This is a genomic window from Streptomyces sp. NPDC001668, assembly GCF_042893155.1.
GTDB lineage: Bacteria > Actinomycetota > Actinomycetes > Streptomycetales > Streptomycetaceae > Streptomyces.
Window position 1 is genome coordinate 473,742 of the sequence record NZ_JBIAUQ010000003.1, and the last position, 26,520, is coordinate 500,261.

The window sequence follows — 26,520 nt, forward strand, 5'->3', positions numbered from 1 at the left end:
CTCAGCGTTTTCTGCTGTACGCCCTTCTGCTGTACGCCCTTCTGCTGTACGCACCGCGCCACCCGTGGCCCAGTCAGGGGACGGCAGCCGCGTGACCGCCCCTCTTCTCACCGGGGCCACGAGACCCGCCGCCCCTTCCGCACTACCGCGAAGCGCCCGGCTCGCGCCACATCGGCCACATCTGCGGCCCGTCGGGCAGCTCCAGCGGGCGCTCCACCAGCTCGAACCCGAGCCGCTGGTACAGCGCCCGGCTTCGCGCGCTGCTCGCCTCCAGATACGCCGGGACCCCCTCCCGGTCGCACCGGTCCAGAACCGACCCGATCAGCGCGCTCCCGAGCCCCTCCCCCTGCCGCTCGGGAGCGACCCCGATCATCCACAGGTACTCATGGGCGCGCCCGGCCGGATGCACCTCCGCGGTGAGCCGCCCGATCAGCTCGATCCGCTCGTTGTCCGGATCGAGCGCCTCACGCAGCTCGGCGAACCCGTCCTCGTCCCCCTCGCCGCTCCCGTCCGCCGCCACCGGAAGCCACAACGCGCATGCCGCCCCGTCCTCCGTGACGTCCACCCGTCCCTCGGCGAGCACGAGGTCGACGAACGCGGCCATCAGCCGGGGGTGGGTCGTACGGCGCTCCTCCTCCCCCGGGAAGATCCACCCGCTGACCGGGTCGTCCTGGAAGGCCGAGTCCAGCAGCCGCGCTACCCGTTCGCGATCGCTTTCGTCGGCCGTCCGTATCACCACGCCCATGCCCCACCCCTTCATCTCAACCACCGTCGGTCACAAGGGTGTTGAGACTATCCGGTGCGCATGCGGAAGCGGGCCCCGCACACCGTGGGGATGTGCGGGACCCGTTCGCGCCGGAGCCCCCGGCCACCGTGCGGGGTCAGGAACCGCACGGTGCCGGGCGCTCCGGGGTCCTCAGGCGCTGCGCCGCGTCACGAACTCCGCGAGGGAGAGCAGCCCGCCCGCCGCCTCCGGCTCGGGCACCGCACGGGCCAGCTGCCCCATCGCCCGGGCCATCCGGTCGGCCGCCTGCACCTGTGCCCAGTCCCGGCCGCCGGCCTCCTCCACGGCGAGGGCCGTACGCGCCAGGTCCCCTTCGTCGTACGGCGCCGCGTACAGCTCGGCCAGTTCCTTGGCCGCCGCCGTGCCGGAGGTGAGCGCGGCGACCACCGGGAGGGACTTCTTGCGGGCGGCGAGATCCGCGCCGGCCGGTTTGCCGGTGCGGCTCGGGTCGCCCCATATGCCGATCACGTCGTCGATGAGCTGGAAGGCGAGGCCCGCCTCCCGGCCGAACGCGTCCATCGCGGCGACGTCCTCGGCGGACGCGTCCGCGTACAGCGCGCCGAGCGCACAGGCACAGCCGAGCAGGGCGCCCGTCTTGGCCTCGGCCATGTCGAGTACCTGGTCGAGGGTGACCTCGCCGGGTCCGAGCTTCTGCAGGGCGGTGTCCTCGTGCTGGCCCTCGCACAGCTCGACGACACAGTGCGCGAGGCGGGCCGCGGCCGCTCTCGCCGCGGGGTACGGATCCTCGGCCAGCAGCCGCAGGGCCAGCGCCTGGAGGGCGTCCCCGGCGAGGATCGCGTCGGCGTCGCCGAACACGGTCCACGCGGTGGGGCGGTGGCGGCGGGTGGTGTCGCGGTCCATCACGTCGTCGTGCAGCAGCGTGAAGTTGTGCACCAGCTCCACCGCCACGGCGGCCCGGACGGCCGCCGCCCGTGCCCGGTCCCCGCCGAGGGCGGCGGCAGCGGTGAGGACGAGCGCGGGCCGTATCGCCTTGCCCGCGTTGCCCGCCGACGGGGTGCCGTCGGCCTGCTCCCAGCCGAAGTGGTAGAGCGCGATCCTGCGCAGCGAGCCGGGCAGCGACTCCAGCGCGGCACGCAGCGCGGGATCGACGACCGCCCGCACCCGCTCCAGGATCACCACGGCCTCATGCCCGTCGAGCGGGCGGGTCTCCGGCCGGTCCGGCTCGGCCGGGACCCGCTCCCCCCTTCGGTCGGCGGCCGGCGCCTCCGTCCCCCCGGTCGTCGGCGCCGCCTCCGTCCTTTCCCCCGCCCGCCCCGGTGTCCCCGTCGTGGACTCGGCCATGGAACCCCCCTCGGTCGGTCCGCGGACGGTGGCGTCCGTGCTGTGGGCGTCCGTGCTGTGGGCGGGCGCGCCGCGCCGGGGTGCCTCCGCCCCGGTGTTCGACCGAGGTGTACCCGCCCCGGTGGACGGGGACACGGCTCCCAGGGGCAGCAGCGTCACCTCCACCGGCCGATCTCGACGTTCTCCAGCACCCCGAGCGCGTCCGGCACCAGCACGGCGGCCGAGTAGTAGGCCGTCACCAGGTACTTGATGATCGACTGTTCGTTGATGCCCATGAACCGCACCGACAGGCTCGGCTCGATCTCGTCGGGGATACCGGCCTGCTGGAGGCCGATGACACCCTGGTCGGCCTCGCCGGTACGCATGGCGATGATCGAGGTGGTCCGCTCCGGGGTGACCGGGATCTTGTTGCACGGGTAGATCGGCACCCCGCGCCAGGTGGGGATGCGGTTGCCGCCCATGTCGATGGTCTCGGGGACCAGTCCACGCTTGTTGAGCTCACGGCCGATCGCGGAGATCGCGCGCGGATGGGCGAGCAGCAGCTTGGTGCCGCGGCGGCGGCTGAGCAGTTCGTCGAGGTCGTCGGGGCTGGGCACGCCGTCGTGCGGCTGGAGTCGCTGGTCGTACTCGCAGTTGTGCAGCAGCCCGAACTCACGGTTGTTGACGAGCTCGTGCTCCTGGCGCTCCTTGAGTGCCTCGACGGTCAGCCGGATCTGCTGTTCCGTCTGGTTCATCGGCTGGTTGTAGAGGTCGGCCACGCGCGTGTGGATGCGCAGCACGGTCTGGGCGATGCTCAGTTCGTATTCGCGGGGCCGGGCGTCGTAGTCGACGAAGGTGTGCGGGATGTCGGGCTCGCCCTCGTGGCCCGCCGCGAGGTCGATCGCCTTCTCGCCGTATTTGTTGGTGCGCTGCGAGGGGATCGCGCGCTGCTCCCGCAGGTGCTCGCCGAGGGCTTCAGCGCGCTCCGCCACCTGGTCGACGTCCTGGCGGGGCAGCACGAGGACGGTGCAGGCGGTGGCCGCGCGGGCGGTGTACTCCCAGATGGCGTCCGGGTCGAGCAGCGCCTGGTCGCCGAAGTAGGCGCCGTCGGCCAGCACTCCGAGGACCGCGTCGTCGCCGTAGGGGCCGGTGCCGACCTTCTCCACCCTGCCGTGCGCCAGCAGGAACACCTCGTCGGCCTGGGCGCCGAACGAGGCGATCACGGAACCCGGGGTGAACTCCCGCTGCTGGCAGCGCTGGGCGAGTTCGGAGAGCACGTCGTCGTCCTCGTACGACCTGAGGGCCGGCAGTTCGCGCAGCTCGGCGGGGATCACCTCGACCCGGTCCCCGGTCTTCACGAACGTCACCCGGCCGTCGCCCACGGCGTAGCTGAGGCGGCGGTTCACCCGGTACGTACCGCCCTGGACGTTCACCCAGGGCAGCATGCGCAGCAGCCAGCGGGAGCTGATCTCCTGCATCTGGGGTGCGGACTTGGTGGTGGTGGCCAGGTTCCGCGCGGCCGCCGTGCCGAGGCTCTGCTGCGGCCGGTTCTGCTCGGTGCGGACCTCTTCGCCTACCGACATAAGGAATTGCCCTCCCGGTACATGCCCGGACGCGATCTACGCCCAGGCATCGATGTGCAAGGGCAAGCCTTCCTCACGGAACGTGCCGGTGCTATTACACGAAAGAGGGGGAATGGATCACCGCGAGGCTGGGCATATGCGAGATCCCTGTCCACTGACGTGCAGTCAAGTCTCCTGCGGTGAACGGAATTTGCCTGTCCGAATCAGCTCGCACGCTGTGCGAACCAGGAGTCGGATTCCGCCGCTTTCGGTACAAGCACCGGTACGAGCCGGCCGCGGTCCGCCGCCGGCGCACAGCGCGAAGGAGGGGGCCATGGCCTCACCCATGTCCGCGGACAGATTCCTGGCCGTCCTGCGGGCGGAGGGCGCCACCGTCGTCGAGGTCGGCGACTGGGAGCACCACAACCGCAACCACGTCGGCGCCTGGGGCCCGGTGCACGGCGTGATGATCCACCACACGGTGACCAAGGGCAGCGCGGCGACGGTGGAGCTGTGCCGCAAGGGCTACACCGGCCTCCCGGGCCCCCTGTGCCACGGCGTCATCACCAAGGACGGCACCGTCCATCTCGTCGGCTACGGCCGCGCCAACCACGCCGGTCTCGGCGACGACGACGTCCTGCGGGCGGTGATCGCGGAGAAGGCGCTCCCCCTCGACAACGAGGCGAACACCGACGGCAACCGCCACTTCTACGGCTTCGAGTGCGAGAACCTCGGCGACGGCGAGGATCCCTGGCCGGCCGCCCAGCTGACAGCGATCGAGCAGGTCTCCGCCGCTGTGTGCCGCCGGCACGGCTGGACGGAACGGTCGGTCATCGGCCACCTGGAGTGGCAGCCGGGCAAGGTGGATCCGCGGGGCTTCACGATGGGCTGGCTGCGGGGCCGGATCCGGGAGCGCCTGAAGTGATCCCGCAGGTCACAATGGGGGCGTGACCGGTCTCGACACCCTGCGCCCCCGCCTGCCCTCCCCCCTGCAGGAGTTGTCGGACCCCCGCTTCGCCCGGCACGGCCTGCGCCTTCTCCTCAAGCGCGACGACCTGATCCACCCCGAGCTCGTCGGCAACAAGTGGCGCAAGCTCGCGCCCAACCTCACCGCGGCAGCCGGCCGTACGGTCGTCACCTTCGGCGGCGCGTACTCCAACCACCTGCGCGCCACGGCCGCCGCGGGCCGCCTCCTCGGCCTGCCCACGGTCGGCGTGGTCCGCGGTGAGGAACTCGCCGGCCGCCCCCTGAACCCCTCCCTCGCCCGGTGCGCGGCCGACGGCATGCGCCTGCACTTCGTCGACCGGTCGACGTACCGCCGCAAGGGCGGACCGGACACCCTCGCGCGCGTGCTGCGCGCGGCGGACGCCGAGGACGCGTACGTCGTCCCGGAGGGCGGCAGCAACGTCCTCGCCGTTCGAGGCTGCCGCGCGCTCGGCGAGGAGCTGGCGGGGCGGGCCGACGTCGTCGCGATCGCCTGCGGCACCGGCGGCACCCTCGCGGGCCTGGCCGCGGGCCTCGCCCCGGACCAGCGCGCCCTCGGCATACCGGTCCTCAAGGGCGGCTTCCTGACGGCCGGCACAAGGGCGCTCCAACGTGAGGCCTTCGGTGGTCCGCGCGGCGACTGGCGGCTCGACGACCGCTTCCACTTCGGCGGCTACGCCCGCGTCCCACCCGAACTGGACGCCTTCGCCGAGGACTTCGAGAACCGTCACGGCGTCCCCGTGGAACGTCTCTATGTCGCCAAGTTGCTGTATGGATTGGTCGCCCTCGCCGAGGAGGGCGCCTTCCCGCGCGGGGCGACGCTCGCGGCCGTGGTCACGGGGCGCCCCTTCCCCTGACCCGCACCCGCCTACTCGGACGCCTCCCGGTAGGCCGCCGCCTCCTCCAGGTCCAGCCTGCGCAGGAGCGTCCGCAGCATCTCGTCGTCGATGTGGCGCCCGTCCCGCAGCCTCACGAACACCGCGCGTTCGGCGCCGATCATCTCCCGGGACAGCCTGCGGTAGGTGTCGTCGACGGTCTCACCGGTGAGGGGGTTGGACTGGCCGAGGCGTTCCCAGACGGCGTTGCGGCGGCGTTCCAGGACCATGCGCAGACGGTCGGCGAGGGGCGGCGGGAGGGTGTTGTGCTCGTCGGAGAGGAGTTCGTCCAGGCGCCGTTCGGCGGCGCGCGAGGCCTGCGCCTGGGCGTTGGCCTCGGCGAGGGTCTCGGTCTGCTGGTCGCGGCCGGGGAGCTTCAGCACGCGGATCAGCGGGGGCAGGGTGACGCCCTGGACGACGAGGGTGCCGATGACCGTGGTGAAGGTCAGGAAGAGGATCAGGTTGCGGCCCTCGAACGGCTGGCCGTCGTGCAGGTGCTCCGGGATGGAGAAGGCGATCGCCAGCGAGACCACGCCCCGCATGCCGGCCCACCCGATGACGAACGTCGCCCTCCAGGTGGGGTTGTCCTCACGCTCGCGGATCCGCGCGGAGAGCATGCGCGGCAGGTAGGTCGCCGGATAGACCCAGACGAACCTCGACACGACGACCACGAGGAAGACGGCGACCGCGTACCAGGCGGCGGGTCCGCCCTCGTACTCCCCGAGGCCCTTCAGCACGACGGGCAGCTGCAGCCCGATGAGGGCGAACACCGATGATTCCAGGACGAAGGCAACCATTTTCCATACGGCGTCCTCCTGGAGGCGCGTCGCGAAGTCGACCTCCCACGCGCGGTGTCCGAGGAAGAGCGCCACCACGACCACCGCGAGCACCCCGGAGGCGTGGAACTGCTCGGCCGCCGCGTAGGCGACGAACGGGATGAGCAGGGAGAGCGTGTTCTGGAGCAGCGGCTCCTTGAGGTGGGTGCGCAGCCAGTGGATCGGCACCATCAGCACCAGGCCGACCGCGACCCCGCCGACCGCTGCGAGCAGGAACTCGCCGATGCCGCCCGCCCAGGTGGCACCTTCGCCGACCGCGGCCGCGAGCGCGACCCTGTAGGCGGTGATCGCGGTGGCGTCGTTCACCAGGGACTCGCCCTGCAGGATGGTGGTGATCCGGGAGGGCAGTCCCACCCGGCGTGCCACGGCCGTCGCCGCGACCGCGTCCGGCGGTGCCACCACCGCGCCCAGGACCAGCGCCCCGGTCAGCGAGAGCCCCGGCACGATCTGGTACGCCGCCCAGCCGACGACGAAGGTCGCGAAGAGCACGTATCCCACCGACAGCAGCGCCACGGGCCGCATTTGCGCCCTGAGGTCGAGATAGGAGCTGTCGGTGGCCGCGGAGTGCAGCAGCGGCGGCAGGATCAGCGGCAGGACCACGTCCGGGTCGAGCGTGTACACGGGGACCCCGGGAAGGTACGAGACCAGCAGTCCGGCCGCGACCAGCAGCAGCGGCGCCGGGACCGGGGTGCGCCGGGCCGCCGCGGCGATCGCCGCGCTCCCCGCCACCAGCAACAGCAGTGGCATCACGTCCATGACCCTCGCCCGCCCTTGTTCATCGTCGTGCGCCCGCCCTCATTTTCCGCGCGGCCTCCCGCGCGGCCGTCGTAACCTGGCAATCATGAAACAGTGCACGCACGCCGACGCGCTGCCGCACCCCGAGCCCGAGCCGCTCAACGACACGTGCCCGGAGTGCCTGAGGGACGGTACCCACCCGGTACAACTGCGCCTGTGTCTGGACTGCGGTCACGTCGGCTGCTGCGACTCCTCGCCGGGACAGCACGCGACGAAGCACCACAAGGACACCGGCCACCCGATCATGCGCACTCACGAACCCGGTGAGAACTGGCGTTGGTGCTTCGTGGACCACGTCCTTGTGTGACCCTGGACCCTCGGGTTCCAGGACGGTTCGACCGTCTGACGTCTGGGTACGTCAACCCGGCGCGCGTTCTTCCCAATTGGAGCCGCAAACCCCTAGACACGGAGCGTGTCCACAGTTTTACTGTGAGTGACGGCAAGGGGTTGGGGTCCCGGGGACAGGAAAGTCGAGAGCGCGGTAGCGTCACCGCTGAACCACACGTCGCGTTACTCCGGGGGGCGACCCTCGGCCCCCGTAAAGCTTGTACCACCTTGGAGGTGAGGGTGTCCCAGATCGCAGGCGAGCCCGCGACCCAGGACTTCGTGGAAGTCCGGCTGCCGGCCGCGGGTGCCTACCTGTCGGTGCTGCGGACGGCCACGGCCGGCCTCGCAGCCCGTTTGGACTTCACCCTCGACGAGATCGAGGACCTGCGCATCGCGGTGGACGAGGCCTGCGCGATCCTGCTCCAGCAGGCCGTGCCCGGCTCGGTGCTCAGCTGTGTCTTCCGACTTGTCGACGACTCGCTGGAGGTCACCGTCTCGGCCCCGACCACGGACGGTCACGCACCGTCACGGGACACCTTCGCCTGGACCGTCCTCTCGGCCCTCGCGGGCAAGGTCTCGTCGGCCGTGGACGAGGACAAGACCGTTTCGATCAGCCTCTACAAACAGCGCGGCGCGGGACCCGGGCCGGCGTGAGGGACGGGGACGGGCCGGTGCGGGACGAAGAGCGCGGCACACGGGAGCTGCCGGCCGAGGGCGGGCACCGTCCGCCCTGCCCGAGCGGCGCCGACGGCCCGGGCGACGGCCCCGGCGGTTCCCGCCGCATGGCGGACGGCATCGACGGCATCCCCGAGCAGGCCCGGCCGCATCCGGAGGAGGGCATCGTCGACACGACGGCGACCGGCTTCCTGGACGACGGGCAGCGGGATCGGAAAGGTGCCGTGCAGGGTGCGCCTCCGGCAGGGCCGGCCGGGATCCTCCCGGTGCCGACGGAGGCGAGGGCTCGTGGAAGGGCGACGGGCGGGACGATGAGCGAGCACGAGCGAAACGCAGAGGACGGCGCGGCCGGCGCGAACAACACGCCGGTCCCCCGGCACGATCCACAGGACCGCAGCGGGGCACGCGCCCTGTTCGTCGAGCTGCGCGCGCTGAAGGACGGCAGCCCGGAGTACGCGGAGCTGCGCAACCAGCTGGTCCGGATGCACCTGCCGCTCGTCGAGCACCTCGCGCGCCGCTTCCGCAACCGCGGCGAGCCGCTGGACGACCTGACCCAGGTCGCCACCATCGGCCTGATCAAGTCGGTCGACCGCTTCGACCCGGACCGCGGGGTGGAGTTCTCGACCTACGCGACCCCGACGGTCGTGGGCGAGATCAAGCGCCACTTCCGTGACAAGGGCTGGGCGGTGCGGGTGCCCCGGCGCCTTCAGGAACTGCGCCTGTCCCTGACGACGGCCACGGCGGAGCTGTCCCAGCAGCACGGCCGCTCCCCCACGGTCCACGAGCTGGCCGAGAAGCTGGCCATCTCGGAGGAGGAGGTCCTGGAGGGCCTGGAGTCGGCCAACGCGTACTCCACGCTGTCCCTGGACGTCCCGGACACGGACGACGAGTCCCCGGCGGTCGCTGACACGCTGGGTGCCTACGACGAGGCACTGGAGGGCGTCGAGTACCGGGAGTCGCTCAAGCCGCTCCTGGAGGACCTGCCACCCCGCGAGAAGCGCATCCTCCTTCTTCGCTTCTTCGGCAACATGACGCAGTCGCAGATCGCGCAGGAGGTCGGCATCTCCCAGATGCACGTCTCCCGCCTGCTGGCCCGCACCCTCGCCCAGCTCCGGGAAAGGCTCCTGGTGGAGGAGTAGCCCTCCGGCCCGGTTCAGGCGGCCGGCGCGCCTCGCGCCGGTGCGCGACCGGGCCGGCCACCACCACTGCGCCCAGCGGCCATCTGCGTGCCGTTTCGCCCCCGGTCCACCACCGCGACCGCTTCGGCCCCTGCACTGCGGGCCGCACCGGACCGGCGGCCACAGTGCTCCGGTCGAGGGCTACCGCTCGCCGTCCTGTGGCCGGCCCGGGCCCCTGATCCCGAGCGCCTGGGTCGTCGCCGGGTTGATCAGCAACACCAGCGCGGCCAGCGCGACGACCGCGAGGACGATGCCCGCCGGGATGGCCACGCTGTCGGCCTGGAGGAGGTTGTAGGCGACGGGGAGGGCCATGATCTGGGTGACGACGGCCGGCCCCCGGCTCCAGCTGCGCCGGCCGAGCAGTCCGCGCGCGGCGATCAGCGGCAGCAGTGCGAGGACGATCAGCGTGATGCCCCCGGTGACGGCAGACTGCCGGTCGTCCGGATCGCCGGCCAGCCCCTCCACGAGCATCCAGGCACCTCCCGCGACGAGCGCGAGCCCTTCCAGGGCGGCCAGGGCGGCGGCGTACGTCAGGCGCCGCGGGCGCGGGCCGGCGGTCTCGGGGATGGCGGGGGTCTGCTCGCTGCTCACCCCTGAAGGGTAGCCCTCGCCCGCGCGGCTCCCACGGGTGAGGAGCGGCCGACGCAGACCGCCGCGGGCGGGTTGCCTCACGCCCCCGTGGCAAGGTTCACGCCCCGAAGTCTTACGTGATCCCTACCTCGAACTGTGCCCGGTACCACCCAGTAGGTACGCTGCAACCCATGCGTGCACTTCTCGTGGTCAATCCGGCGGCAACCACCACAAGCGCACGTACGCGCGATGTCCTGATCCACGCGCTCGCGAGCGAGATGAAACTCGAAGCGGTCACCACCGAGTACCGCGGCCACGCGCGCGACCTGGGCCGGCAGGCGGCGGAGAGCAAGGACATCGACCTGGTCGTGGCCCTGGGCGGCGACGGCACGGTCAACGAGGTCGTCAACGGCCTTCTGCACGCCGGCCCCGACCCCGAGCGCCTGCCCGGCCTCGCCGTGGTCCCGGGCGGATCCACCAACGTCTTCGCCCGCGCCCTCGGCCTGCCCAACGACGCCGTCGAGGCCACCGGCGCGCTCCTGGACGCCTTGCGCGACGGCGGCGAGCGGACGGTCGGCCTGGGCCTGGCCACGGGCACGCCCGGCACCGAGGACGAAGCCGTGCCGGGACGCTGGTTCACCTTCAACGCGGGGCTCGGATTCGACGCCGGAGTGGTCGGCCGGGTCGAGCAGCATCGTGAGCGCGGCAGGAAATCCACCCACGCTCTCTACGTCCGCCAGGCATTGCGCCAGTTCTTCGGCGAGGCGCACCGCCGCCACGGGACGATCACCCTGGAGCGCCCGGATGCGGAGCCGGTGACCGATCTGGTCCTTTCCATAGTCTCGAACACCTCTCCGTGGACCTTCCTGGGCAATCACCCGATGTACGCGTCACCTAAGGCCTCGTTCGATAAAGGCCTCGACGTACTCGGTCTCAGCCGGATGACGACGACCGCGATCGCCCGATATGGCACCCAGTTGCTCACTTCGTCCCCCGAACGCGGACCCCACGGCAAGCACGCCGTGTCCCTGCACGACCTGGACCAGTTCACCTTGCATTCGAAGGTCCCCCTGCCCCTCCAGATGGACGGCGACCACCTCGGACTGCGCACGAGCGTGACGTTCACAGGCGTACGCCGTGCACTGCGTGTGATTGTGTGAGCAGAAGGGGCTAAAGTCCTTTCACTCGAACGTTTAGGCCAGCATCCACCCCATGGAAGTACGGCTGTGACCTAGTCGACACCGAGGAATCAAAAAAAACTTTCCGGAAGGGGTTGTATCCGCCGCTGAGGTTTGCGAGTCTCTACGTGGCGGTCGGGACAGCCCGCAACACCAGCGTCCACAGGCCACCGGAACCCCTCTTCAATCCACAGGACCACGCCGGGGAAGACTCGGCGATCGGCCCTTCACTTGTTGAGGGATTCGTGAAAGCGTTCACATTCACAAGCAACTTGCACGTAATACCAAGGAGAGGTAGCAGCCATGGACTGGCGTCACAACGCCGTTTGCCGCGAGGAAGACCCCGAGCTCTTCTTCCCCATCGGCAACACCGGTCCTGCGCTGCTGCAGATCGAGGAAGCCAAGGCCGTCTGCCGTCGCTGCCCCGTTATGGATCAGTGTCTGCAGTGGGCGCTCGAGTCCGGCCAGGACTCCGGCGTCTGGGGTGGTCTCAGCGAGGACGAGCGTCGCGCCATGAAGCGCCGTGCCGCCCGCAACCGGGCCCGTCAGGCTTCTGCCTGACACACCCGCCCCGTAAAACAGCCTGAGCTTGGCGGCGCGTACACCGCGTACGCTTCTCCCGCCCCCGAGCCGCAGCGCGCAGTACCCCCGATGCGCAGCACACGCTGGCAACGAGCATGTGAGCCCCGGACCCCTGAACGGTCCGGGGCTTTTTGCTGCGCCCAGGACCGTTGGCCGCGCCCGGACCGTACGCAGTCCTACTTGTGGGCCTGCACCGGCACGTCCAGGAGCACCCGGGTGCCGCCCTCCGGTGCCGGGACCATGTCGAACGTGCCGCCCAACTCGCCCTCCACCAGCGTCCGTACGATCTGGAGGCCGAGGTTGCCCGAGGTGTGCGGGTCGAAGCCCTCGGGCAGACCGACGCCGTCGTCCTGGACGGTGACGAGGAGACGGGCCTCCTTGGTGGTGCCGCCGCGGACGGCCGACACCTCGACCGTGCCGGTCTCGCCCTCGCGGAAGCCGTGCTCCAGGGCGTTCTGCAGGATTTCCGTGAGGACCATGGACAGCGGGGTGGCGACCTCGGCGTCCAGGATGCCGAAGCGACCGCTGCGCCGGCCGGTGACCTTGCCCGGGGAGATCTCGGCGACCATGGCGAGCACCCGGTCGGCGATCTCGTCGAACTCCACGCGCTCGTCCAGGTTCTGAGACAGCGTCTCATGCACGATCGCGATCGAGCCGACGCGGCGTACCGCCTCCTCCAGTGCCTCGCGGCCGCGGTCGGACTCGATGCGGCGGGCCTGGAGGCGGAGCAGGGCGGCGACCGTCTGGAGGTTGTTCTTCACCCGGTGGTGGATCTCCCGGATGGTCGCGTCCTTGGTGATCAACTCACGCTCGCGGCGGCGCAGTTCGGTCACGTCCCGGAGCAGGACCAGCGAACCGATGCGGGTGCCCTTGGGTTTGAGCGGGATGGCCCGGAACTGGATGACCCCGTCGTGCGCCTCGATCTCGAACTCCCGGGGGGCCCAGCCGCTCGCGACCTTGGCCAGTGCCTCGTCCACGGGGCCGCGGGTGGGGGCGAGTTCGGCGGTGGTCCGGCCGAGGTGCTGGCCCACGAGGTCGGAGGCGAGGCCCATGCGGTGGTAGGCGGACAGGGCGTTCGGGGAGGCGTACTGGACGATGCCGTCCGCGTCGAGACGGATGAGGCCGTCGCCGACGCGGGGGGCCGCGTCCATGTCCATCTGCTGGTTGGGGAACGGGAAGGAGCCGGCCGCGATCATCTGGGCCAGGTCGGACGCGCTCTGCAGATAGGTCAGTTCGAGCCGGCTCGGGGTGCGGACGGTCAGCAGGTTGGTGTTGCGCGCGATGACACCGAGGACGCGGCCCTCCCGTCGTACCGGGATCGACTCGACGCGGACCGGGACCTCCTCGCGCCACTCCGGGTCGCCCTCGCGCACGATCCGGCCCTCGTCGAGCGCCGCGTCCAGCAGGGGGCGGCGGCCGCGCGGGACGAGGTGGCCGACCATGTCGTCCTGGTAGGAGGTGGGGCCGGTGTTGGGCCGCATCTGGGCGACGGAGACGTAGCGGGTGCCGTCGCGGGTGGGGACCCACAGGACGAGGTCGGCGAAGGAGAGGTCGGAGAGCAGCTGCCACTCCGAGACCAGCAGGTGCAGCCACTCGAGGTCGGAGTCGTCGAGGGCGGTGTGCTGGCGGACCAGTTCGTTCATGGAGGGCACGGGTGCGAGCGTACCTGGGGGTATGTGCGTGACCTAAAAGCGCCGTACGCCGACGGGATCCTGAGCCCGGAAACACCCGCGGGCCGCGGCGCCTGGGAAGGACCCTCAACCTTCCCGGCACCGCAGCCCGGAGCAATATCGGCCGTGGGGTGTGCGGTCCCGGTCGGCCGAGGTGAGGATCCGGGGCAGTCAGGGCAGAGAGCTCCGGTTCCTCGGTCCGTCTTCCTGTGCGGGGAAGACGGAAGTCACGCTTCAATTGTGGACTAGACCACTAGGTGTGTCCATGCGTTGGAGCCTGTTTGTTGTTGGAGCTTTCCCTCGCGGGAGCCACTTACTCGGACGCTCTGACAACCACCACGCAGCCTAACGCGTGTGGGTTCATGTGCGGGGCCAGATAGTCATGGCAATTTCCGCGACTGCCTCCAACTCCTGCCGGCTCGCGCCGTCGCGCGCCTGTTGGGACATGCCCTGGATCACCGCCCCGGTGCACCGGGCCAGCGCGGCGGCGTCCGTGCCGGCCGGCAGCTCCCCTGCGGCGATGTCCGCGCCGATACGGCTCTCGAGGGCGGCGATGCCGGCGTTGCGCCGCCGCCGCAGCGACTCCTCGACCTCCGGGGTGGAGCAGTTGGTGGCGGCGTGGATGACGAGGCAGCCGCGCGGACGGCCGGGGGCCGTGTACTCGACGGCGGCCTCCCGCAGCATCCGCCGCACGGCGGCCCGGGCGGTGGGCTCCTCGGTGAGGGCACGGTCACCGAAGGAGCCGTACCGGACGCCGTACTCCCTCACGACCTCCTCGAACAGCGACCGCTTGTCGCCGAAGGCCGCGTAGAGACTGGGGGCGCCGATGTCCATGACGCGGGTGAGGTCGGAGACGGACGTGGCCTCGTACCCGTGCTCCCAGAAGGCTCGGATCGCCTTCTCCAGGGCGGTCTCGCGGTCGAAGGACCGGGGGCGCCCACGGGGTCTCGATCTCCCGACCACAGGCTTGACCCGCGCTTCCGTCTCCTCGCTACCCACCATGGAGTGAATTGTATAGCGGGCACTAGAGAAAGAGCGCGGGGTACCTGTACGGTTTTTTCTGTATCGACTGCTAGAGAAATGAGGGGCAACGACATGGGTGCGCTCACGGGCAGGACGGCTCTGGTGACGGGGGCCGGCAGGGGGATCGGGCGAGGCATCGCCGAGCGCCTCGGGCGGGACGGCGCGCGGGTGGCGGTGCACTACGGCAGGAGTGAGGCGGCGGCGAAGGAGACGGTCGCCGCGATCGAGGCCGCCGGAGGCCGCGCCTTCGCGATCGGGGCCGAGCTGGAGGCGCCTGGAGCCGTCGACCGCCTCTGGGAGGAGTTCGACCGGCACGCGGACGGACTGGACATCCTGGTGAACAACGCGGGAATCGGCTCCTCGCGTCCGATCGAGGAGATCGACGAGGAGGAGTACGACCGCCTCTTCACGGTGAATGTCAAAGCGCCGTTCTTCCTGGTCAAGCAGGGCTCGATACGCCTGCGGGACGGCGGCCGGATCATCAACGTCTCGTCCGGGCTGGCCCGCACCGCCGCGATGCCGCACAACATGGCCTACGCCATGACGAAGGGTGCGCTGGACGTGTTCTCCCGCGATCTGTCCAAGGTGCTGGGCGCCCGGGGCATCCGGGTGAACTCGGTGGCGCCCGGCCTGATCGACACCGACAACACCGCCCCGCTGCTGCACGAGACCGAGGGCGGCTGGGAGCAGGCGGAGGCGTATTCGGCGCTGGGGCGGGTGGGGACGCCAGCCGATGTCGCGGACGTGGTGGCCTTCCTGGCCTCGGACGACGGGCGGTGGGTGACCGGCAGCTGGGTGGACGCCACGGGAGGTTCGATGCCGTGAGCCGTCCCGCGGGGACCAGCCGCGAACTGGAGGGGATGACGGCATTCTGGGATCTGGGCCGGGACACCCGATTCTGTTAGATTGGTCTAAACCACATGGGCCGTACCGGGGTCCGGTCGAGCCCTCTCCGTTCAGACCGTTTCTACAGATCAGACCGTTTCCTCAGATCGGCAGGCCCAGCGTGGAAGTTGTCATCGTCCCGGACGCCAAGGCGGGTGGCGAGCTCATCGCCGAGGCCATGGCCCAGCTGCTCCGGCGCAAGCCCGACGCCCTGCTCGGTGTGGCCACCGGCTCGACCCCGCTGCCCATCTACGAGGCCCTGGCGGCGAAGGTGCGGTCCGGCGCCGTGGACGCCTCGCGGGCGCGGATAGCGCAGCTCGACGAGTACGTGGGGCTGCCGGCCGAGCATCCGGAGTCGTACCGCTCGGTGCTGCGGCGCGAGGTGCTGGAGCCGCTGGGGGTGCCGATGACCTCCTTCATCGGGCCGGACGGGACGGCCGAGGACATCCCCGGGGCGTGCGCGGCCTACGACTCGGCGCTGGGCGAGGCCGGGGGCGTGGATCTGCAGTTGCTCGGGATCGGTACCGACGGGCACATCGGGTTCAACGAACCGTGTTCCTCGCTGGCCTCGCGGACCCGGATCAAGACCTTGACCGAGCAGACCCGGGTGGACAACGCGCGGTTCTTCGACGGGGACATCGAGCAGGTGCCGCACCATGTGATCACTCAGGGGATCGGGACGATTCTCGAGGCCCGGCATCTGGTGCTGCTCGCCACCGGTGAGGGGAAGGCGGACGCGGTGGCGGCCACGGTGGAGGGGCCGGTCGCCGCGGTGTGTCCCGCGTCGGCGCTGCAGTTGCATCCGCATGCGACGGTGGTGGTGGACGAGGGGGCCGCGTCCAAGTTGAAGCTGGCGGACTACTTCCGGCACACGTTTGTCAACAAGCCGGACTGGCAGGGGATCTAGGGCGCTCGCCCCTGAAGGCGATGAAGGCGCCGCTCCCCTGAGAGGGAGCGGCGCCTTTTCGGTTGTGGTCCCCTACTCCCCCGCGATGACCTCCGCCGCCGCCCTGCCGCAGACCCGGGCCGCGCCGTGGGTCGCGATGTGCAGGGCGCCTCGGGCGGGGGCCTGGGGCAGGCCCATCTCGATCACGATCGTGTCGGGGCGGGTCCTGAGGACGGTGTCCAGGGCCGCCCCCATCCAGGCGTGACGGTGTTCGTCGCGGACCACGGCCACGATGCGGCGGGGGCCCGCCGCGGCCAGGGTGGCGAGGCCGGCGTCCGCACCGGCGAAGCTGCCGGTCTCCGTGCCGGGGAGCAGTCGGGCGAGCTCGGCGGCGGCGCCCCAGGGTGTTTCGTCGCCGACGGCCACGTTGGCCACCGGGGTGAAGGCGGCGACGTAGGGCGCTGTGGTGAGGGGGGTGAAGCCGTCGGCGCCGGTGACACGCAGCGCCCTGCGGGCCGCGCGCAGTCCCACCTCCTCGTCGGCCTGGAGTTGGGCGTCGGCCGCGCCGGCCGCCGTCCAGTGGGCCAGCGTGCGCACGCGTTCCGCCGCTTGTGCGAGCCGCTCCTCGGGCAGTTCGCCCGAGCGGACCGCCGAGACCAGGGCGTCGCGCAGGCGCCGTACCGTCTCGTCGTCGGCGAGGCCGCCGCCCACGCAGATCGCGTCGGCGCCCGCGGCGATGGCCAGGACGCTGCCGCGCTCGATGCCGTAGGTGCCGGCGATGGCCTGCATCTCCATGCCGTCGGTGACGATGAGGCCGGTGTAGCCGAGTTCACGGCGGAGCAGGTCGGTCAGGACCTTGGAGGACAGCGTTGCCGGGCGGTCCGGGTCCAGGGCCGGGACCAGGATGTGGGCGGTCATCACGGCGCGGGTGCCGGCGGCGATGGCCGCGCGGAAGGGCCGCAGTTCCCGCTCCAGCAGGACCGACTCGTCCACGTCGATGCGCGGCAGCGCGTGGTGGGAGTCGACCGCGGTGTCGCCGTGGCCCGGGAAGTGCTTGGTGCAAGCGGCGACGCCCGCCGACTGCAGCCCCGTGACGTACGCCGCCGTGTGCCTGGCGGTGAGGTCGGCGGAGGCCCCGAAGGAGCGGACGCCGATCACCGGGTTGGACGGGTTGGAGTTCACGTCGGCCGACGGGGCCCAGTTGAGGTTGACCCCGCAGGCCGCGAGACGGCGGCCGAGTTCCGCGGCGACCGCCCTCGTCAGTTCCAGGTCGTCGACCGCGCCGAGGGCGTGGTTGCCGGGGAAGGACGAGCCGGTGCGCACCTCCAGGCGGGTGACGTCACCGCCCTCCTCGTCGACGGCGACCAGGACGTCGTCGCGTTCGGCGCGCAACTGGGCCGTGAGTGCCGTCAGTTGTTCCGGTGAGGTGATGTTGCGGCCGAACAGGCCGACCGAGGCGAGGCCCTCGCCGAGGCGGCGCAGCAGCCAGTCGGGGGCGGTGGTGCCGGTGAAGCCGGGCTGGAGGACGGTCAGCGCGTCGCGGGTGAGCACGTCTTTTGCATTGGACCCAGTCGTGCCGCTGGCGAATGTCGTCATCGGGGGCGTTATCCCTTCACGGCGCCCGCGGTGAGGCCCGCGGCCATCTTGCGCTGGACGAGGAGGAAGAGGACCACGATCGGCACGGCCATCATGGTGGAGCCGGCCATCATCGGGGCGTATTCGGTGCCGTGTTTGGTGGTGAAGTTGCCGAGCCAGACGGTCGCGGTCTGGTTCTTCTGGCTGAGCAGCATGAGGGCGTACAGGTACTCGTTCCAGGCAAGAATGAAACCGTAGACCGAGGTGGCGACCATGCCGGGGGCGAGCAGCGGGAAGACCACGCGGATGAAGGCGCTGGTGCGGGAGCAGCCGTCCACCATCGCCGCCTCCTCCAGTTCCTTCGGGACGTTGACGATGAAGCCGCGCAGCGTCCACACCGTGAAGGGGAGGATGAAGGTCAGGTAGGTGATGATCAGGCCCGACAGCTTGTCGTACTGGTCGAGGTCGTTCAGGAGCAGGAAGACCGGGATGATCATCGCGACCAGGGGGACCATCTGGACCGCCAGGATGGCCACGATCACGACCTTGCGGCCGCGGAAGTCGAAGCGGGAGATGGCGAGGGCGGCCAGGGTGCCGACCACGATGCCGATCGCCACGACCGAGAGGGAGACGATCAGGCTGCGGCCGACCGGGCCCCAGAAGTCGGCGATGTCCAGTGCCCGACTGAAGTTGCCCAGCGTCAACCCCGTCGGCAGCAGGCTCGGGTCCGGGTCGATGGCGTCCTTCGCCGGTTTGAACGCCGTGTTGAGCATCCAGTAGACGGGGAAGCCGGCGGTGACGAAGACGAGGAGGCCGAGGAGGTTCCAGCCGGCCTTCGCCTTCCGGCGGGTCCCGGGAGCGAGCGTGCTCATTCGACCTCTCCGATCTTCAGCATCTGACGCATGTACACGGCGACGACCCCGAGCAGCAGGAGCACGGTGATGAGGGCGATCGCCGAGCCCTGCCCGTAGTCGTTGACCACGAAGGCGCGGTCGTAGGAGTACGTCGGCAGGATCTGGAACTCCGGCTCCGGGTGGCCGCCCCGCATGACGAACACCTGGGGGAAGACGCCCATGTCCCAGATGACCGACAGGGTCGTGAGCATCACGATGATCGGCTTGAGGATCGGCAGGGTGACGTACCGGAAGACGCCCCAGGCGCCCGCGCCGTCGAGCCGGGCCGCCTCCTCCAACTCGGCCGGGACCTGGGTGAGTCCGGCGCTGAGGGTGATGACGACGAAGGGCACCGCGCCCCACACCACCAGCAGCATGATCACGGCGAGGCCCTGGGGGCCGCTGGCGAACCAGTTGTGGCCGATGAGGTCGACCCCGGGCAGTTTGCTCAGCAGCGCGTTGAGGATGCCGTAGTCCGCGTCGAACAGCCACTTGAAGACCGTGGTGGCGACGATGATCGGCATGCCCCAGCTGGCCACCAGCGCGATGTTGACGAGGGTCTTCACCCAGCCGGAGACCCGCTGGAGCAGCAGGGCGATCAGCATGCCGGCGACCATCGTGAAGATGACGCAGCCGGCCGCGAAGACGATGGTCCGGACGACGACCGTCCAGAACTCGCCGTCGCTCAGGACGGCGGTGAAGTTGTCGAAGCCGACCCACTGGGCGGGCAGGAAGCCCCACAGCTGGGACTGCCCGAACTTCTGGAACGACAGCGTGACCAGGCGGACCAGCGGATAGCCCATGACCAGGCCGAGGATCAGCAGGCAGGGCGCGAGCAGCAGCCAGGGGATGGTGCCGGAGCTCCGCCTTCTGCGGGGCGCCACCGGCGGGGACGGCGGTGGTACCGACATCGGCGGCGGCACCTCGGTGGGGGTGGTCGTGTCTGCGGCACTCATGGCGCGCTCCTCAGCGGTCCCTCTGGTCGTGCGGGAAGCAGGGCCCCGCCGTGGCCGAGTGGGCGTACGGGGCCCTGCTGTCAGGTCACTTGGTGTTGATGACCTTGTCGATCGCGGCGTCCGCTTCCTTCGCGGCGGCCTCGACCGACTTCTTGCCGGTGCCGATCTCCTGCAGCATGTTCTGCAGGACCTGCGCCTTCTCGACCTGGCCCCAGCCGGGCGCCATGGGCACGAACCAGTTGGACTCGGCCGCGGTGGCCGGGACCGCGGTCGCCGGGTCGTTCTTCAGGGTGGCGAGGTCGGTCTTGTTGTTGGGCAGGTTGCCCTTGGCCATCAGGCCCTTCTGGCCGGAGGGACCGGTGAAGGCGTTGATCCACTCGGCGGCGACCGCCTGGGCCTTGGACTTGACCGGGACGGCGAGGTCGCTGCCGCCCAGGAAGACGGGCAGGTTCTTGCCGGACGGACCGGGCATCACGAAGTTCTCGAGGTTGTCCTTGAGCTTGCCGGTCTTGTCGTTCTTCGGGTCGGCGGAGGTCGCGCCCTCCCAGGCCGCGCCGAAGATCATGCCGGACTTGCCCTGGCCGTAGACGATGTAGCGGTCGGACTCGTCCTTGGTCTTGTCGCCGTGCATGTACTTGTCGACGACGTTCTTGAACTCGGTGAGGCCCTTGACCGACTCGGGCGAGGAGAGGTTGGCCTTCCACTGGCCGCCCGACTCGGCCGCGATGGAGCCGCCGGCGTCGTAGACGAAGGACATGGCCGCGTACCAGTCACGGGTGGGCTGGTACCAGGCGGAGAACTTGTCGCCCTCCTTCTTCTGGACCTTGTCGAGGGCGGCGGTGAGCTCCGCGTAGGTCTTGGGGGTGGACTTGACGCCGACGGAGGCGAAGACGTCCTTGCGCCAGTTGCCGACCCGGCCGCCCGCGTAGTAGGGGACGCCGTAGGTCTTGCCGTCGTAGGTCACCGAGGCCTTGAGGCCGTCGAGCCAGGCGGACGAGTTGGTGAACTTCGACGTGTCCAGGGGCGCGAAGGCGCCCTTGACCATGTAGCCGAGCATCTCGGTGTTGCCCATCTCGACCACGTCGGGCGCCTTGTCGGTGGCGAGGACCGCGTCGAGCTTGGTGTTCTTGTCGGGCCAGCCGTAGTACTCGTGGTTGATCTTGATGCCGGGGTGCTTCTTCTGGACCGCGGCGTCCGCGGCCTTCACCAGCCCGGGCCAGTTGTTCTGGGCGTCGACGGTGAGCCAGACGGTCAGCTCCTTGGCGTCCGCGCCGCTGTTGTCCGAACTTCCGCTGTCGCCGTTCCCACATGCCGCGACGGAGACCACCATGCCCGCGATACCGATCGCGGCTGCCAGCTTGCGCTTCACGCCACCCTCCTCAGGGATGCCCACACCTCCCGCCCACGAGCCGGGACCTGGACCAATGGTGTAGACCAGTAGGGGGAGCTTGGACCAGACCAGAAGGCCTGTCAAGAGCTGCCGAAAAGGCCCTGACCAGCCGTTATGCGACCTACATATGCAGGGACCATTAGTAAAGAAGGCAGCGAAAACAGCGGCGCCGGAGTACTCTCGTCCGCTAGACCACTTAGCTCTGTGGACTAGACCAAAAGAGGTGGCGACGGTATACAGAAGGGATCACGATGTGATCCGCATCCGGAGCCGGGAAGGCAGACCATGAGCAGCGACGTCAGCAGTGCGGAGACCGAGGGCGGGGCAGGCGTCCGTACCGCGCGCGTGCCCAAGTACTACCGCCTGAAGAAGCACCTGCTCGACATGACGGAGACGCAGTCGCCCGGTACGCCGGTACCGCCCGAGCGCACGCTCGCCGCCGAGTTCGACACCTCCCGCACCACCGTGCGCCAGGCCCTCCAGGAGCTGGTGGTCGAGGGACGGCTGGAGCGCATCCAGGGCAAGGGCACCTTCGTCGCCAAGCCGAAGGTCTCCCAGGCGCTGCAACTCACCTCCTACACCGAGGACATGCGTGCCCAGGGCCTCGAACCCACCTCGCAGCTCCTGGACATCGGCTACATCACCGCCGACGACCGTCTCGCCGAGCTCCTCGACATCGCCGCCGGCGGCCGGGTGCTGCGCATCGAGCGGCTGCGCATGGCCAACGCCGAGCCGATGGCCATCGAGACCACCCACCTCTCCGCCAAGCGCTTCCCGGCCCTGCGCAGGTCCCTGGTCAAGTACACGTCCCTCTACACCGCGCTCGCCGAGGTCTACGACGTCCATCTCGCCGAGGCCGAGGAGACCATCGAGACCTCCCTCGCCACCCCGCGCGAGGCCGGCCTGCTCGGCACCGACGTGGGCCTGCCGATGCTGATGCTGTCCCGCCACTCGTTCGACAAGAAGGGCGAGCCGGTGGAGTGGGTGCGGTCGGTGTACCGGGGGGACCGGTACAAGTTCGTGGCGCGGCTGAAGCGGCCGGTGGAGTAGGACTCGGGTGCGAGCGGGTCGGCTGGGGGCCCGGGGGTTACCCCCCGGGACGATGCAGCGTGGCACGGCTGAAGCGGCCCGTCGACTGATGCACGCCCTGTAGCGCAACCACGCTTCCTGCTCTACGGTCCTCCCGACTCCGTCTGGACGGGAGGACCGCCCCGTGCGTACCGCGAACGTCCGAACCATCGTCATCTGGACCCTCGTCGCCCTGGTCGGCGCCGCCGGCTGGTCCGTGCTCGCGCTCGCGCGGGGCGAGGACGTCTCCGCCGCCTGGATGGTCGCGGCCGCCCTCGGGTCGTACGCGATCGGCTACCGCTTCTACGCGAAGTTCATCGCGTACCGGGTCCTGAAGGTCGACGGCACCAGGGCCACCCCGGCCGAACGCCTCGACAACGGCATCGACTTCCACCCCACCGACCGCCGTGTGCTGCTGGGCCATCACTTCGCCGCGATCGCGGGGGCAGGACCGCTGGTCGGTCCCGTGCTGGCGGCACAGATGGGCTATCTGCCGGGCACGGTCTGGATCATCGCGGGCGTCATCTTCGCGGGCGCGGTCCAGGACATGGTGGTGCTGTTCTTCTCCACCCGCAGGGACGGCCGTTCGCTCGGGCAGATGGCCCGCGAGGAGATCGGCCCCTTCGGCGGCGCGGCCGCGTTGATCGCCGCCTTCGCCATCATGATCATCCTGCTCGGGGTGCTGGCGCTCGTCATCGTCAACGCCCTCGCGGCCTCCCCGTGGGGCACCTTCTCGATCGCGATGACCATCCCGATCGCCCTCCTGATGGGCTTCTACCTGCGCGTCCTGCGCCCGGGCCGGGTCAGCGAGGTGTCGTTGATCGGCGTGGGGCTGCTGCTGCTCGCGCTGGTCGCGGGCCGCTGGGTCGCCGAGTCCTCCTGGGCCGGCGCCTTCACCCTCGCGCCCTCCACCCTGGTCGTCTGGCTGGTGGCGTACGGCTTCATCGCCTCCATCCTGCCGGTGTGGATGCTTCTCGCGCCCCGCGACTACCTCTCCACCTTCATGAAGATCGGCACGATCGCGCTGCTCGCCCTCGGAGTCGTCGTCACGCTGCCGACGCTGAAGATGGACGCGGTGACGGACTTCGCCGCGCGCGGCGACGGCCCGGTGTTCGCGGGCTCGCTGTTCCCCTTCGTCTTCATCACCATCGCCTGCGGCGCGCTGTCCGGCTTCCACGCGCTGATCTCCTCCGGCACGACGCCGAAGATGATCCAGAAGGAGACGCAGGTCCGGATGATCGGCTACGGCTCCATGCTGATGGAGTCGTCGGTCGCGATCATGGCGCTGGTCGCGGCGAGCATCATCGACCCGGGGCTGTACTTCGCGATGAACGCGCCGGCCGGAGTCATCGGCACCACGGTGGACAACGCCTCGCAGGTGGTGACCAGTTGGGGTTACTCCATCTCCCCCGCCGACCTCGCCCAGGCCGCGAAGAACGTCGAGGAGGCGAGCCTGCTCTCCCGCACCGGTGGCGCCCCGACCCTCGCCGTCGGCGTCTCGGAGATCTTCTCCAAGGTCACCGGCGGGAGCCTGCGCGCCTTCTGGTACCACTTCGCGATCATGTTCGAGGCGCTGTTCATCCTGACCGCGCTGGACGCGGGCACCCGCGTGGGCCGGTTCATGCTCCAGGACATGCTGGGCAACGTGTACCGGCCGTTCAGGAACATCAGCTGGAAGCCGGGGCTGGTCCTCACCAGCGCGATCGTGTGCGCGCTGTGGGGCTACTTCCTGTGGGTCGGCGTCCACGAACCGCTCGGCGGGATCAACCAGCTCTTCCCGATCTTCGGCATCTCCAACCAGCTGCTCGCCGCGGTCGCCCTGGCCGTCTGCACCACCCTGCTGGTGAAGTCGGGGCGCCTCAAGTGGGCCTGGATCACCGGGATCCCGCTCGCCTGGGACGCGACCGTGACGCTCACGGCGAGTTTCCAGAAGGTGTTCTCCAGCGACCCGAAGGTCGGCTTCTTCAAGCAGCGGTCGGTGTTCCAGGACGCCATCGACGACGGCAAGGTCCTGCCGCCCGCCAAGAGCATGGACGACATGCACACCGTGGTCACCAACTCCACCGTCGACGGCGTCCTCACGGCCGTCCTCGCCCTGCTGATCGTGGTGGTGATCGCCGACGCGCTGAGGGTCTGCGTCCGGCACGTCCGGCGTCCCGCGCTGTCCACGCTCAGCGAGGCGCCGTACGTCGAGTCGAAGATCGTAGCCCCGGCCGGTCTGGTCCCGACCCGGGCGGAGAAGGAGGAGGCGCGTGACGCGGTCACTGCTGCGCGTTCTTAGAAGCGTGCGCTGGTACGTACGCGAACTGACCGACGAGTCGGCGTACGACCGCTATGTCGCGCACGCCCGCAAGGCGCACCCGCACGCTCCGGTGCCGACCCGAAGGGCGTTCGAGCGGATGAGGACGGACCGTCAGGAGGAGGATCCGCGCCAGGGCTTCCGCTGCTGCTGATGCTGACGTCGATCCTGCCGTTGATGCTGCCGTTGATGCTGCCGTTGATGCTGCCGTTGATGCTTCACAGAATCGACATACCGATATGCGGACGAGGTCTTCCGCTCACGTGACACCGTGACCTACATTGCCTGCGCGTTACAGGTGATCAGCGAGGGGACGGAGCCACGGAATGTCGGACGCGCCTGAAGTGAGACCGCCGGTGGTGACACCGGTCCGGGTGGTCATCGCCCTCTGCCTGCTCGCCCCGTTCGTGGCGATGCTGTGGGTCGGTTCGTACGCCAAGGTCGACCCCACCTTCATCGGTATACCGTTCTTCTACTGGTACCAGATGCTGTGGGTGCTGATCTCCACCGCGCTGACGATGACCGCGTACCAGCTGTGGCAGCGTGACCAGCGCGCCCGTCGTGGAGGTACCAAGTGAACGACGGCGTCAACGGCGTGGCTCTCACCGTCTTCATCCTCTTCTTCCTGGCCGTCACGGTCATGGGCTTCCTGGCCGCCCGCTGGCGCAAGGCCGAGAACGAGCACAGCCTCGACGAATGGGGCCTGGGCGGCCGGTCGTTCGGCACCTGGGTCACCTGGTTCCTGCTCGGCGGCGACCTCTACACGGCGTACACCTTCGTCGCCGTCCCCGCGGCGATCTACGCGGCGGGCGCGGCCGGGTTCTTCGCGGTGCCGTACACGATCCTCGTGTACCCGCTGATCTTCACGTTCCTGCCCCGCCTGTGGTCGGTCTCCCACAAGCACGGATACGTGACGACCTCGGACTTCGTGCGCGGCCGCTTCGGCTCCAAGAGCCTGTCGCTGGCCGTGGCGGTCACCGGCATCCTCGCGACCATGCCGTACATCGCGCTCCAACTGGTCGGCATCCAGGCCGTCCTGGACGTCATGGGCGTCGGCGGCGGCGAGAACACCAACTGGTTCGTGAAGGACCTCCCGCTGCTGATCGCCTTCGGTGTCCTCGCGGCCTACACGTACTCCTCGGGCCTCAGGGCCCCCGCGCTGATCGCGTTCGTGAAGGACACGCTGATCTACATCGTCATCGCGGTGGCGATCATCTACATCCCGATCAAGCTGGGCGGTTTCGACGACGTCTTCGGCGCGGCGACCAAGAAGTACACGGACAAGGGCGTGGGCGGCCTGGTCCCGCTGGAGGCGGGCCAATGGACGTACGCCACCCTGGCGTTGGGCTCCGCGCTGGCGCTCTTCATGTACCCGCACTCGATCACCGCGACGCTCTCCTCCCGCAGCCGTGAGGTGATCCGCCGCAACACCACGATCCTGCCGCTGTACTCGCTGATGCTGGGCCTGCTCGCGCTGCTCGGCTTCATGGCGATCGCGGCCGGGGTCGAGGTCACCAACCCGCAGCTGGCGATCCCGCAGCTGTTCGAGAACATGTTCCCGGACTGGTTCGCGGGCGTGGCCTTCGCGGCGATCGGCATCGGCGCACTGGTCCCGGCGGCCATCATGTCCATCGCGGCCGCGAACCTGTTCACCCGCAACATCTACAAGGACTTCATCAAGCCGGACGCCACTCCGGCCCAGGAGACCAAGGTCTCCAAGCTGGTCTCGCTCCTGGTGAAGGTCGGCGCCCTGGTCTTCGTCCTCACCATGGACAAGACGGTCGCCATCAACTTCCAGCTCCTGGGCGGCATCTGGATCCTGCAGACCTTCCCGGCCCTGGTCGGCGGCCTGTTCACCCGCTGGTTCCACCGCTGGGCCCTGCTCGCCGGCTGGGCGGTCGGCATGGTCTACGGCACGATCGCCGCGTACGGCGTCGCGTCCCCGACCCAGAAGCACTTCGGCGGTTCGGCGAAGGAGATCCCGGGCATCGGCGAGATCGGCTACATCGGCCTGACGGCGTTCGTGCTCAACGTCCTGGTGACGGTGGTCCTGACCTTCGTCCTGAAGGCGGCCAAGGCCCCCGACGGCATCGACGAGACCAGCCCGGAGGACTACACGGCGGACGCGGGCGACCCGGGGGTCGAGGTGGAGCTTCCGCCCGCGACAGCAGGTACCTCGCACTAGGGGTTTTGGGGGCGCGGGGCTGTATCGATGTGCGGCTCCGCCGCGTGAGCGCGACCAGCCACA

General features: G+C 70.0%; 25 protein-coding genes. 14 read left to right on the plus strand and 11 right to left on the minus strand.

What is annotated here, in order from left to right:
- Nucleotides 1–142: 142 nt before the first annotated feature.
- From ACFYZ8_RS11840 to ACFYZ8_RS11850, 3 genes are all read right to left on the minus strand, one after another.
- The gene (locus tag ACFYZ8_RS11840) at nucleotides 143–745 is read right to left on the minus strand and encodes a GNAT family N-acetyltransferase (RefSeq protein WP_359030305.1); all 603 of its coding nucleotides are present in this window, start codon (nucleotides 743–745) and stop codon (nucleotides 143–145) included.
- A gap of 171 nt (nucleotides 746–916) precedes the next feature.
- Nucleotides 917–2,086 (minus strand): family 2 encapsulin nanocompartment cargo protein polyprenyl transferase, encoded by a 1,170-nt coding sequence (locus ACFYZ8_RS11845; protein ID WP_388534614.1) that lies wholly within the window; start codon nucleotides 2,084–2,086, stop codon nucleotides 917–919.
- A 155-nt stretch (nucleotides 2,087–2,241) separates the two neighbouring features.
- Entirely contained in the window at nucleotides 2,242–3,648 is a 1,407-nt protein-coding gene (locus ACFYZ8_RS11850; protein WP_359030302.1) for a family 2B encapsulin nanocompartment shell protein, read from the minus strand.
- Nucleotides 3,649–3,961: 313 nt separating this feature from the next.
- Between ACFYZ8_RS11850 and ACFYZ8_RS11855 the strand changes: the two genes are divergently transcribed.
- Both ACFYZ8_RS11855 and ACFYZ8_RS11860 read left to right on the plus strand, forming a co-directional pair.
- Nucleotides 3,962–4,552, plus strand: a complete 591-nt coding sequence (locus ACFYZ8_RS11855; protein WP_388534617.1) for an N-acetylmuramoyl-L-alanine amidase — start codon at nucleotides 3,962–3,964, stop codon at nucleotides 4,550–4,552.
- A 22-nt stretch (nucleotides 4,553–4,574) separates the two neighbouring features.
- Nucleotides 4,575–5,468 (plus strand): 1-aminocyclopropane-1-carboxylate deaminase/D-cysteine desulfhydrase, encoded by an 894-nt coding sequence (locus ACFYZ8_RS11860; RefSeq protein ID WP_388534620.1) that lies wholly within the window; start codon nucleotides 4,575–4,577, stop codon nucleotides 5,466–5,468.
- A gap of 11 nt (nucleotides 5,469–5,479) precedes the next feature.
- On the opposite strand, the gene ACFYZ8_RS11865 is transcribed toward ACFYZ8_RS11860, so the two are convergent.
- Complete coding sequence (locus ACFYZ8_RS11865; protein ID WP_388534622.1) at nucleotides 5,480–7,078, minus strand: Na+/H+ antiporter; 1,599 nt, start codon at nucleotides 7,076–7,078, stop codon at nucleotides 5,480–5,482.
- A gap of 85 nt (nucleotides 7,079–7,163) precedes the next feature.
- Between ACFYZ8_RS11865 and ACFYZ8_RS11870 the strand changes: the two genes are divergently transcribed.
- The 3 genes from ACFYZ8_RS11870 (at nucleotide 7,164) to ACFYZ8_RS11880 (ending at nucleotide 9,258) form a co-directional block, all read left to right on the plus strand.
- The gene (locus ACFYZ8_RS11870) at nucleotides 7,164–7,424 is read left to right on the plus strand and encodes a UBP-type zinc finger domain-containing protein (protein ID WP_359030298.1); all 261 of its coding nucleotides are present in this window, start codon (nucleotides 7,164–7,166) and stop codon (nucleotides 7,422–7,424) included.
- Nucleotides 7,425–7,684: 260 nt separating this feature from the next.
- Nucleotides 7,685–8,098, plus strand: a complete 414-nt coding sequence (locus tag ACFYZ8_RS11875; protein WP_004925829.1) for an anti-sigma regulatory factor — start codon at nucleotides 7,685–7,687, stop codon at nucleotides 8,096–8,098.
- A 17-nt stretch (nucleotides 8,099–8,115) separates the two neighbouring features.
- Nucleotides 8,116–9,258: an RNA polymerase sigma factor SigF gene (locus tag ACFYZ8_RS11880; protein WP_359030297.1), complete on the plus strand. Its 1,143-nt coding sequence runs from the start codon at nucleotides 8,116–8,118 to the stop codon at nucleotides 9,256–9,258.
- 180 nt (nucleotides 9,259–9,438) lie between these two features.
- Here ACFYZ8_RS11880 and ACFYZ8_RS11885 read toward each other — a convergent pair whose 3' ends face one another.
- Nucleotides 9,439–9,888, minus strand: coding sequence for a hypothetical protein (locus ACFYZ8_RS11885; protein ID WP_359030296.1), 450 nt, complete (start codon nucleotides 9,886–9,888; stop codon nucleotides 9,439–9,441).
- A 170-nt stretch (nucleotides 9,889–10,058) separates the two neighbouring features.
- On the opposite strand from ACFYZ8_RS11885, the gene ACFYZ8_RS11890 reads away from it, so the two are divergent.
- Nucleotides 10,059–11,027: a diacylglycerol kinase family protein gene (locus ACFYZ8_RS11890; protein WP_359030295.1), complete on the plus strand. Its 969-nt coding sequence runs from the start codon at nucleotides 10,059–10,061 to the stop codon at nucleotides 11,025–11,027.
- Between the two features lie 321 nt (nucleotides 11,028–11,348).
- Nucleotides 11,349–11,606, plus strand: coding sequence for a WhiB family transcriptional regulator (locus ACFYZ8_RS11895; RefSeq protein ID WP_006142322.1), 258 nt, complete (start codon nucleotides 11,349–11,351; stop codon nucleotides 11,604–11,606).
- A 197-nt stretch (nucleotides 11,607–11,803) separates the two neighbouring features.
- Here the strand turns inward: ACFYZ8_RS11895 and ACFYZ8_RS11900 are convergent, their stop codons facing one another.
- Together ACFYZ8_RS11900 and ACFYZ8_RS11905 are read right to left on the minus strand one after the other, a co-directional pair.
- Nucleotides 11,804–13,270, minus strand: a complete 1,467-nt coding sequence (locus ACFYZ8_RS11900) for a PAS domain-containing sensor histidine kinase (RefSeq protein ID WP_359030338.1) — start codon at nucleotides 13,268–13,270, stop codon at nucleotides 11,804–11,806.
- A gap of 387 nt (nucleotides 13,271–13,657) precedes the next feature.
- Complete coding sequence (locus tag ACFYZ8_RS11905) at nucleotides 13,658–14,299, minus strand: TetR/AcrR family transcriptional regulator (RefSeq protein WP_388534627.1); 642 nt, start codon at nucleotides 14,297–14,299, stop codon at nucleotides 13,658–13,660.
- 93 nt (nucleotides 14,300–14,392) lie between these two features.
- Between ACFYZ8_RS11905 and ACFYZ8_RS11910 the strand changes: the two genes are divergently transcribed.
- Both ACFYZ8_RS11910 and nagB read left to right on the plus strand, forming a co-directional pair.
- A complete protein-coding gene (locus ACFYZ8_RS11910; protein ID WP_388534630.1) occupies nucleotides 14,393–15,145 on the plus strand; it encodes an SDR family oxidoreductase in 753 nt (250 codons plus the stop codon).
- Nucleotides 15,146–15,326: 181 nt separating this feature from the next.
- Complete coding sequence (gene nagB, locus ACFYZ8_RS11915; RefSeq protein ID WP_359030292.1) at nucleotides 15,327–16,112, plus strand: glucosamine-6-phosphate deaminase; 786 nt, start codon at nucleotides 15,327–15,329, stop codon at nucleotides 16,110–16,112.
- 72 nt (nucleotides 16,113–16,184) lie between these two features.
- Here the strand turns inward: nagB and ACFYZ8_RS11920 are convergent, their stop codons facing one another.
- The 4 genes from ACFYZ8_RS11920 to ACFYZ8_RS11935 form a co-directional block, all read right to left on the minus strand.
- Entirely contained in the window at nucleotides 16,185–17,687 is a 1,503-nt protein-coding gene (locus ACFYZ8_RS11920) for a glycoside hydrolase family 3 protein (RefSeq protein ID WP_388534632.1), read from the minus strand.
- Nucleotides 17,688–17,695: 8 nt separating this feature from the next.
- The gene (locus ACFYZ8_RS11925; protein ID WP_359030290.1) at nucleotides 17,696–18,538 is read right to left on the minus strand and encodes a carbohydrate ABC transporter permease; all 843 of its coding nucleotides are present in this window, start codon (nucleotides 18,536–18,538) and stop codon (nucleotides 17,696–17,698) included.
- Nucleotides 18,535–19,515 carry a carbohydrate ABC transporter permease gene (locus ACFYZ8_RS11930; RefSeq protein WP_388534635.1) on the minus strand — a complete coding sequence of 327 codons (981 nt, stop codon included), beginning with the start codon at nucleotides 19,513–19,515 and terminating at the stop codon, nucleotides 18,535–18,537. The genes ACFYZ8_RS11925 and ACFYZ8_RS11930 overlap by 4 nt, the downstream gene beginning before the upstream one ends.
- A gap of 85 nt (nucleotides 19,516–19,600) precedes the next feature.
- Nucleotides 19,601–20,884, minus strand: coding sequence for an extracellular solute-binding protein (locus ACFYZ8_RS11935; RefSeq protein ID WP_359030288.1), 1,284 nt, complete (start codon nucleotides 20,882–20,884; stop codon nucleotides 19,601–19,603).
- A 306-nt stretch (nucleotides 20,885–21,190) separates the two neighbouring features.
- Between ACFYZ8_RS11935 and ACFYZ8_RS11940 the strand changes: the two genes are divergently transcribed.
- From ACFYZ8_RS11940 to mctP, 5 genes are all read left to right on the plus strand, one after another.
- Nucleotides 21,191–21,955 carry a GntR family transcriptional regulator gene (locus ACFYZ8_RS11940; protein WP_359030287.1) on the plus strand — a complete coding sequence of 255 codons (765 nt, stop codon included), beginning with the start codon at nucleotides 21,191–21,193 and terminating at the stop codon, nucleotides 21,953–21,955.
- A gap of 163 nt (nucleotides 21,956–22,118) precedes the next feature.
- Nucleotides 22,119–24,254 carry a carbon starvation CstA family protein gene (locus ACFYZ8_RS11945; protein ID WP_388534638.1) on the plus strand — a complete coding sequence of 712 codons (2,136 nt, stop codon included), beginning with the start codon at nucleotides 22,119–22,121 and terminating at the stop codon, nucleotides 24,252–24,254.
- Nucleotides 24,226–24,426 (plus strand): YbdD/YjiX family protein, encoded by a 201-nt coding sequence (locus ACFYZ8_RS11950; RefSeq protein WP_359030284.1) that lies wholly within the window; start codon nucleotides 24,226–24,228, stop codon nucleotides 24,424–24,426. The genes ACFYZ8_RS11945 and ACFYZ8_RS11950 overlap by 29 nt, the downstream gene beginning before the upstream one ends.
- Nucleotides 24,427–24,598: 172 nt before the next feature.
- Nucleotides 24,599–24,850, plus strand: a complete 252-nt coding sequence (locus ACFYZ8_RS11955; RefSeq protein ID WP_359030283.1) for a DUF3311 domain-containing protein — start codon at nucleotides 24,599–24,601, stop codon at nucleotides 24,848–24,850.
- Nucleotides 24,847–26,457: a monocarboxylate uptake permease MctP gene (mctP, locus tag ACFYZ8_RS11960; RefSeq protein ID WP_359030282.1), complete on the plus strand. Its 1,611-nt coding sequence runs from the start codon at nucleotides 24,847–24,849 to the stop codon at nucleotides 26,455–26,457. The genes ACFYZ8_RS11955 and mctP overlap by 4 nt, the downstream gene beginning before the upstream one ends.
- Nucleotides 26,458–26,520 lie beyond the last annotated feature (63 nt).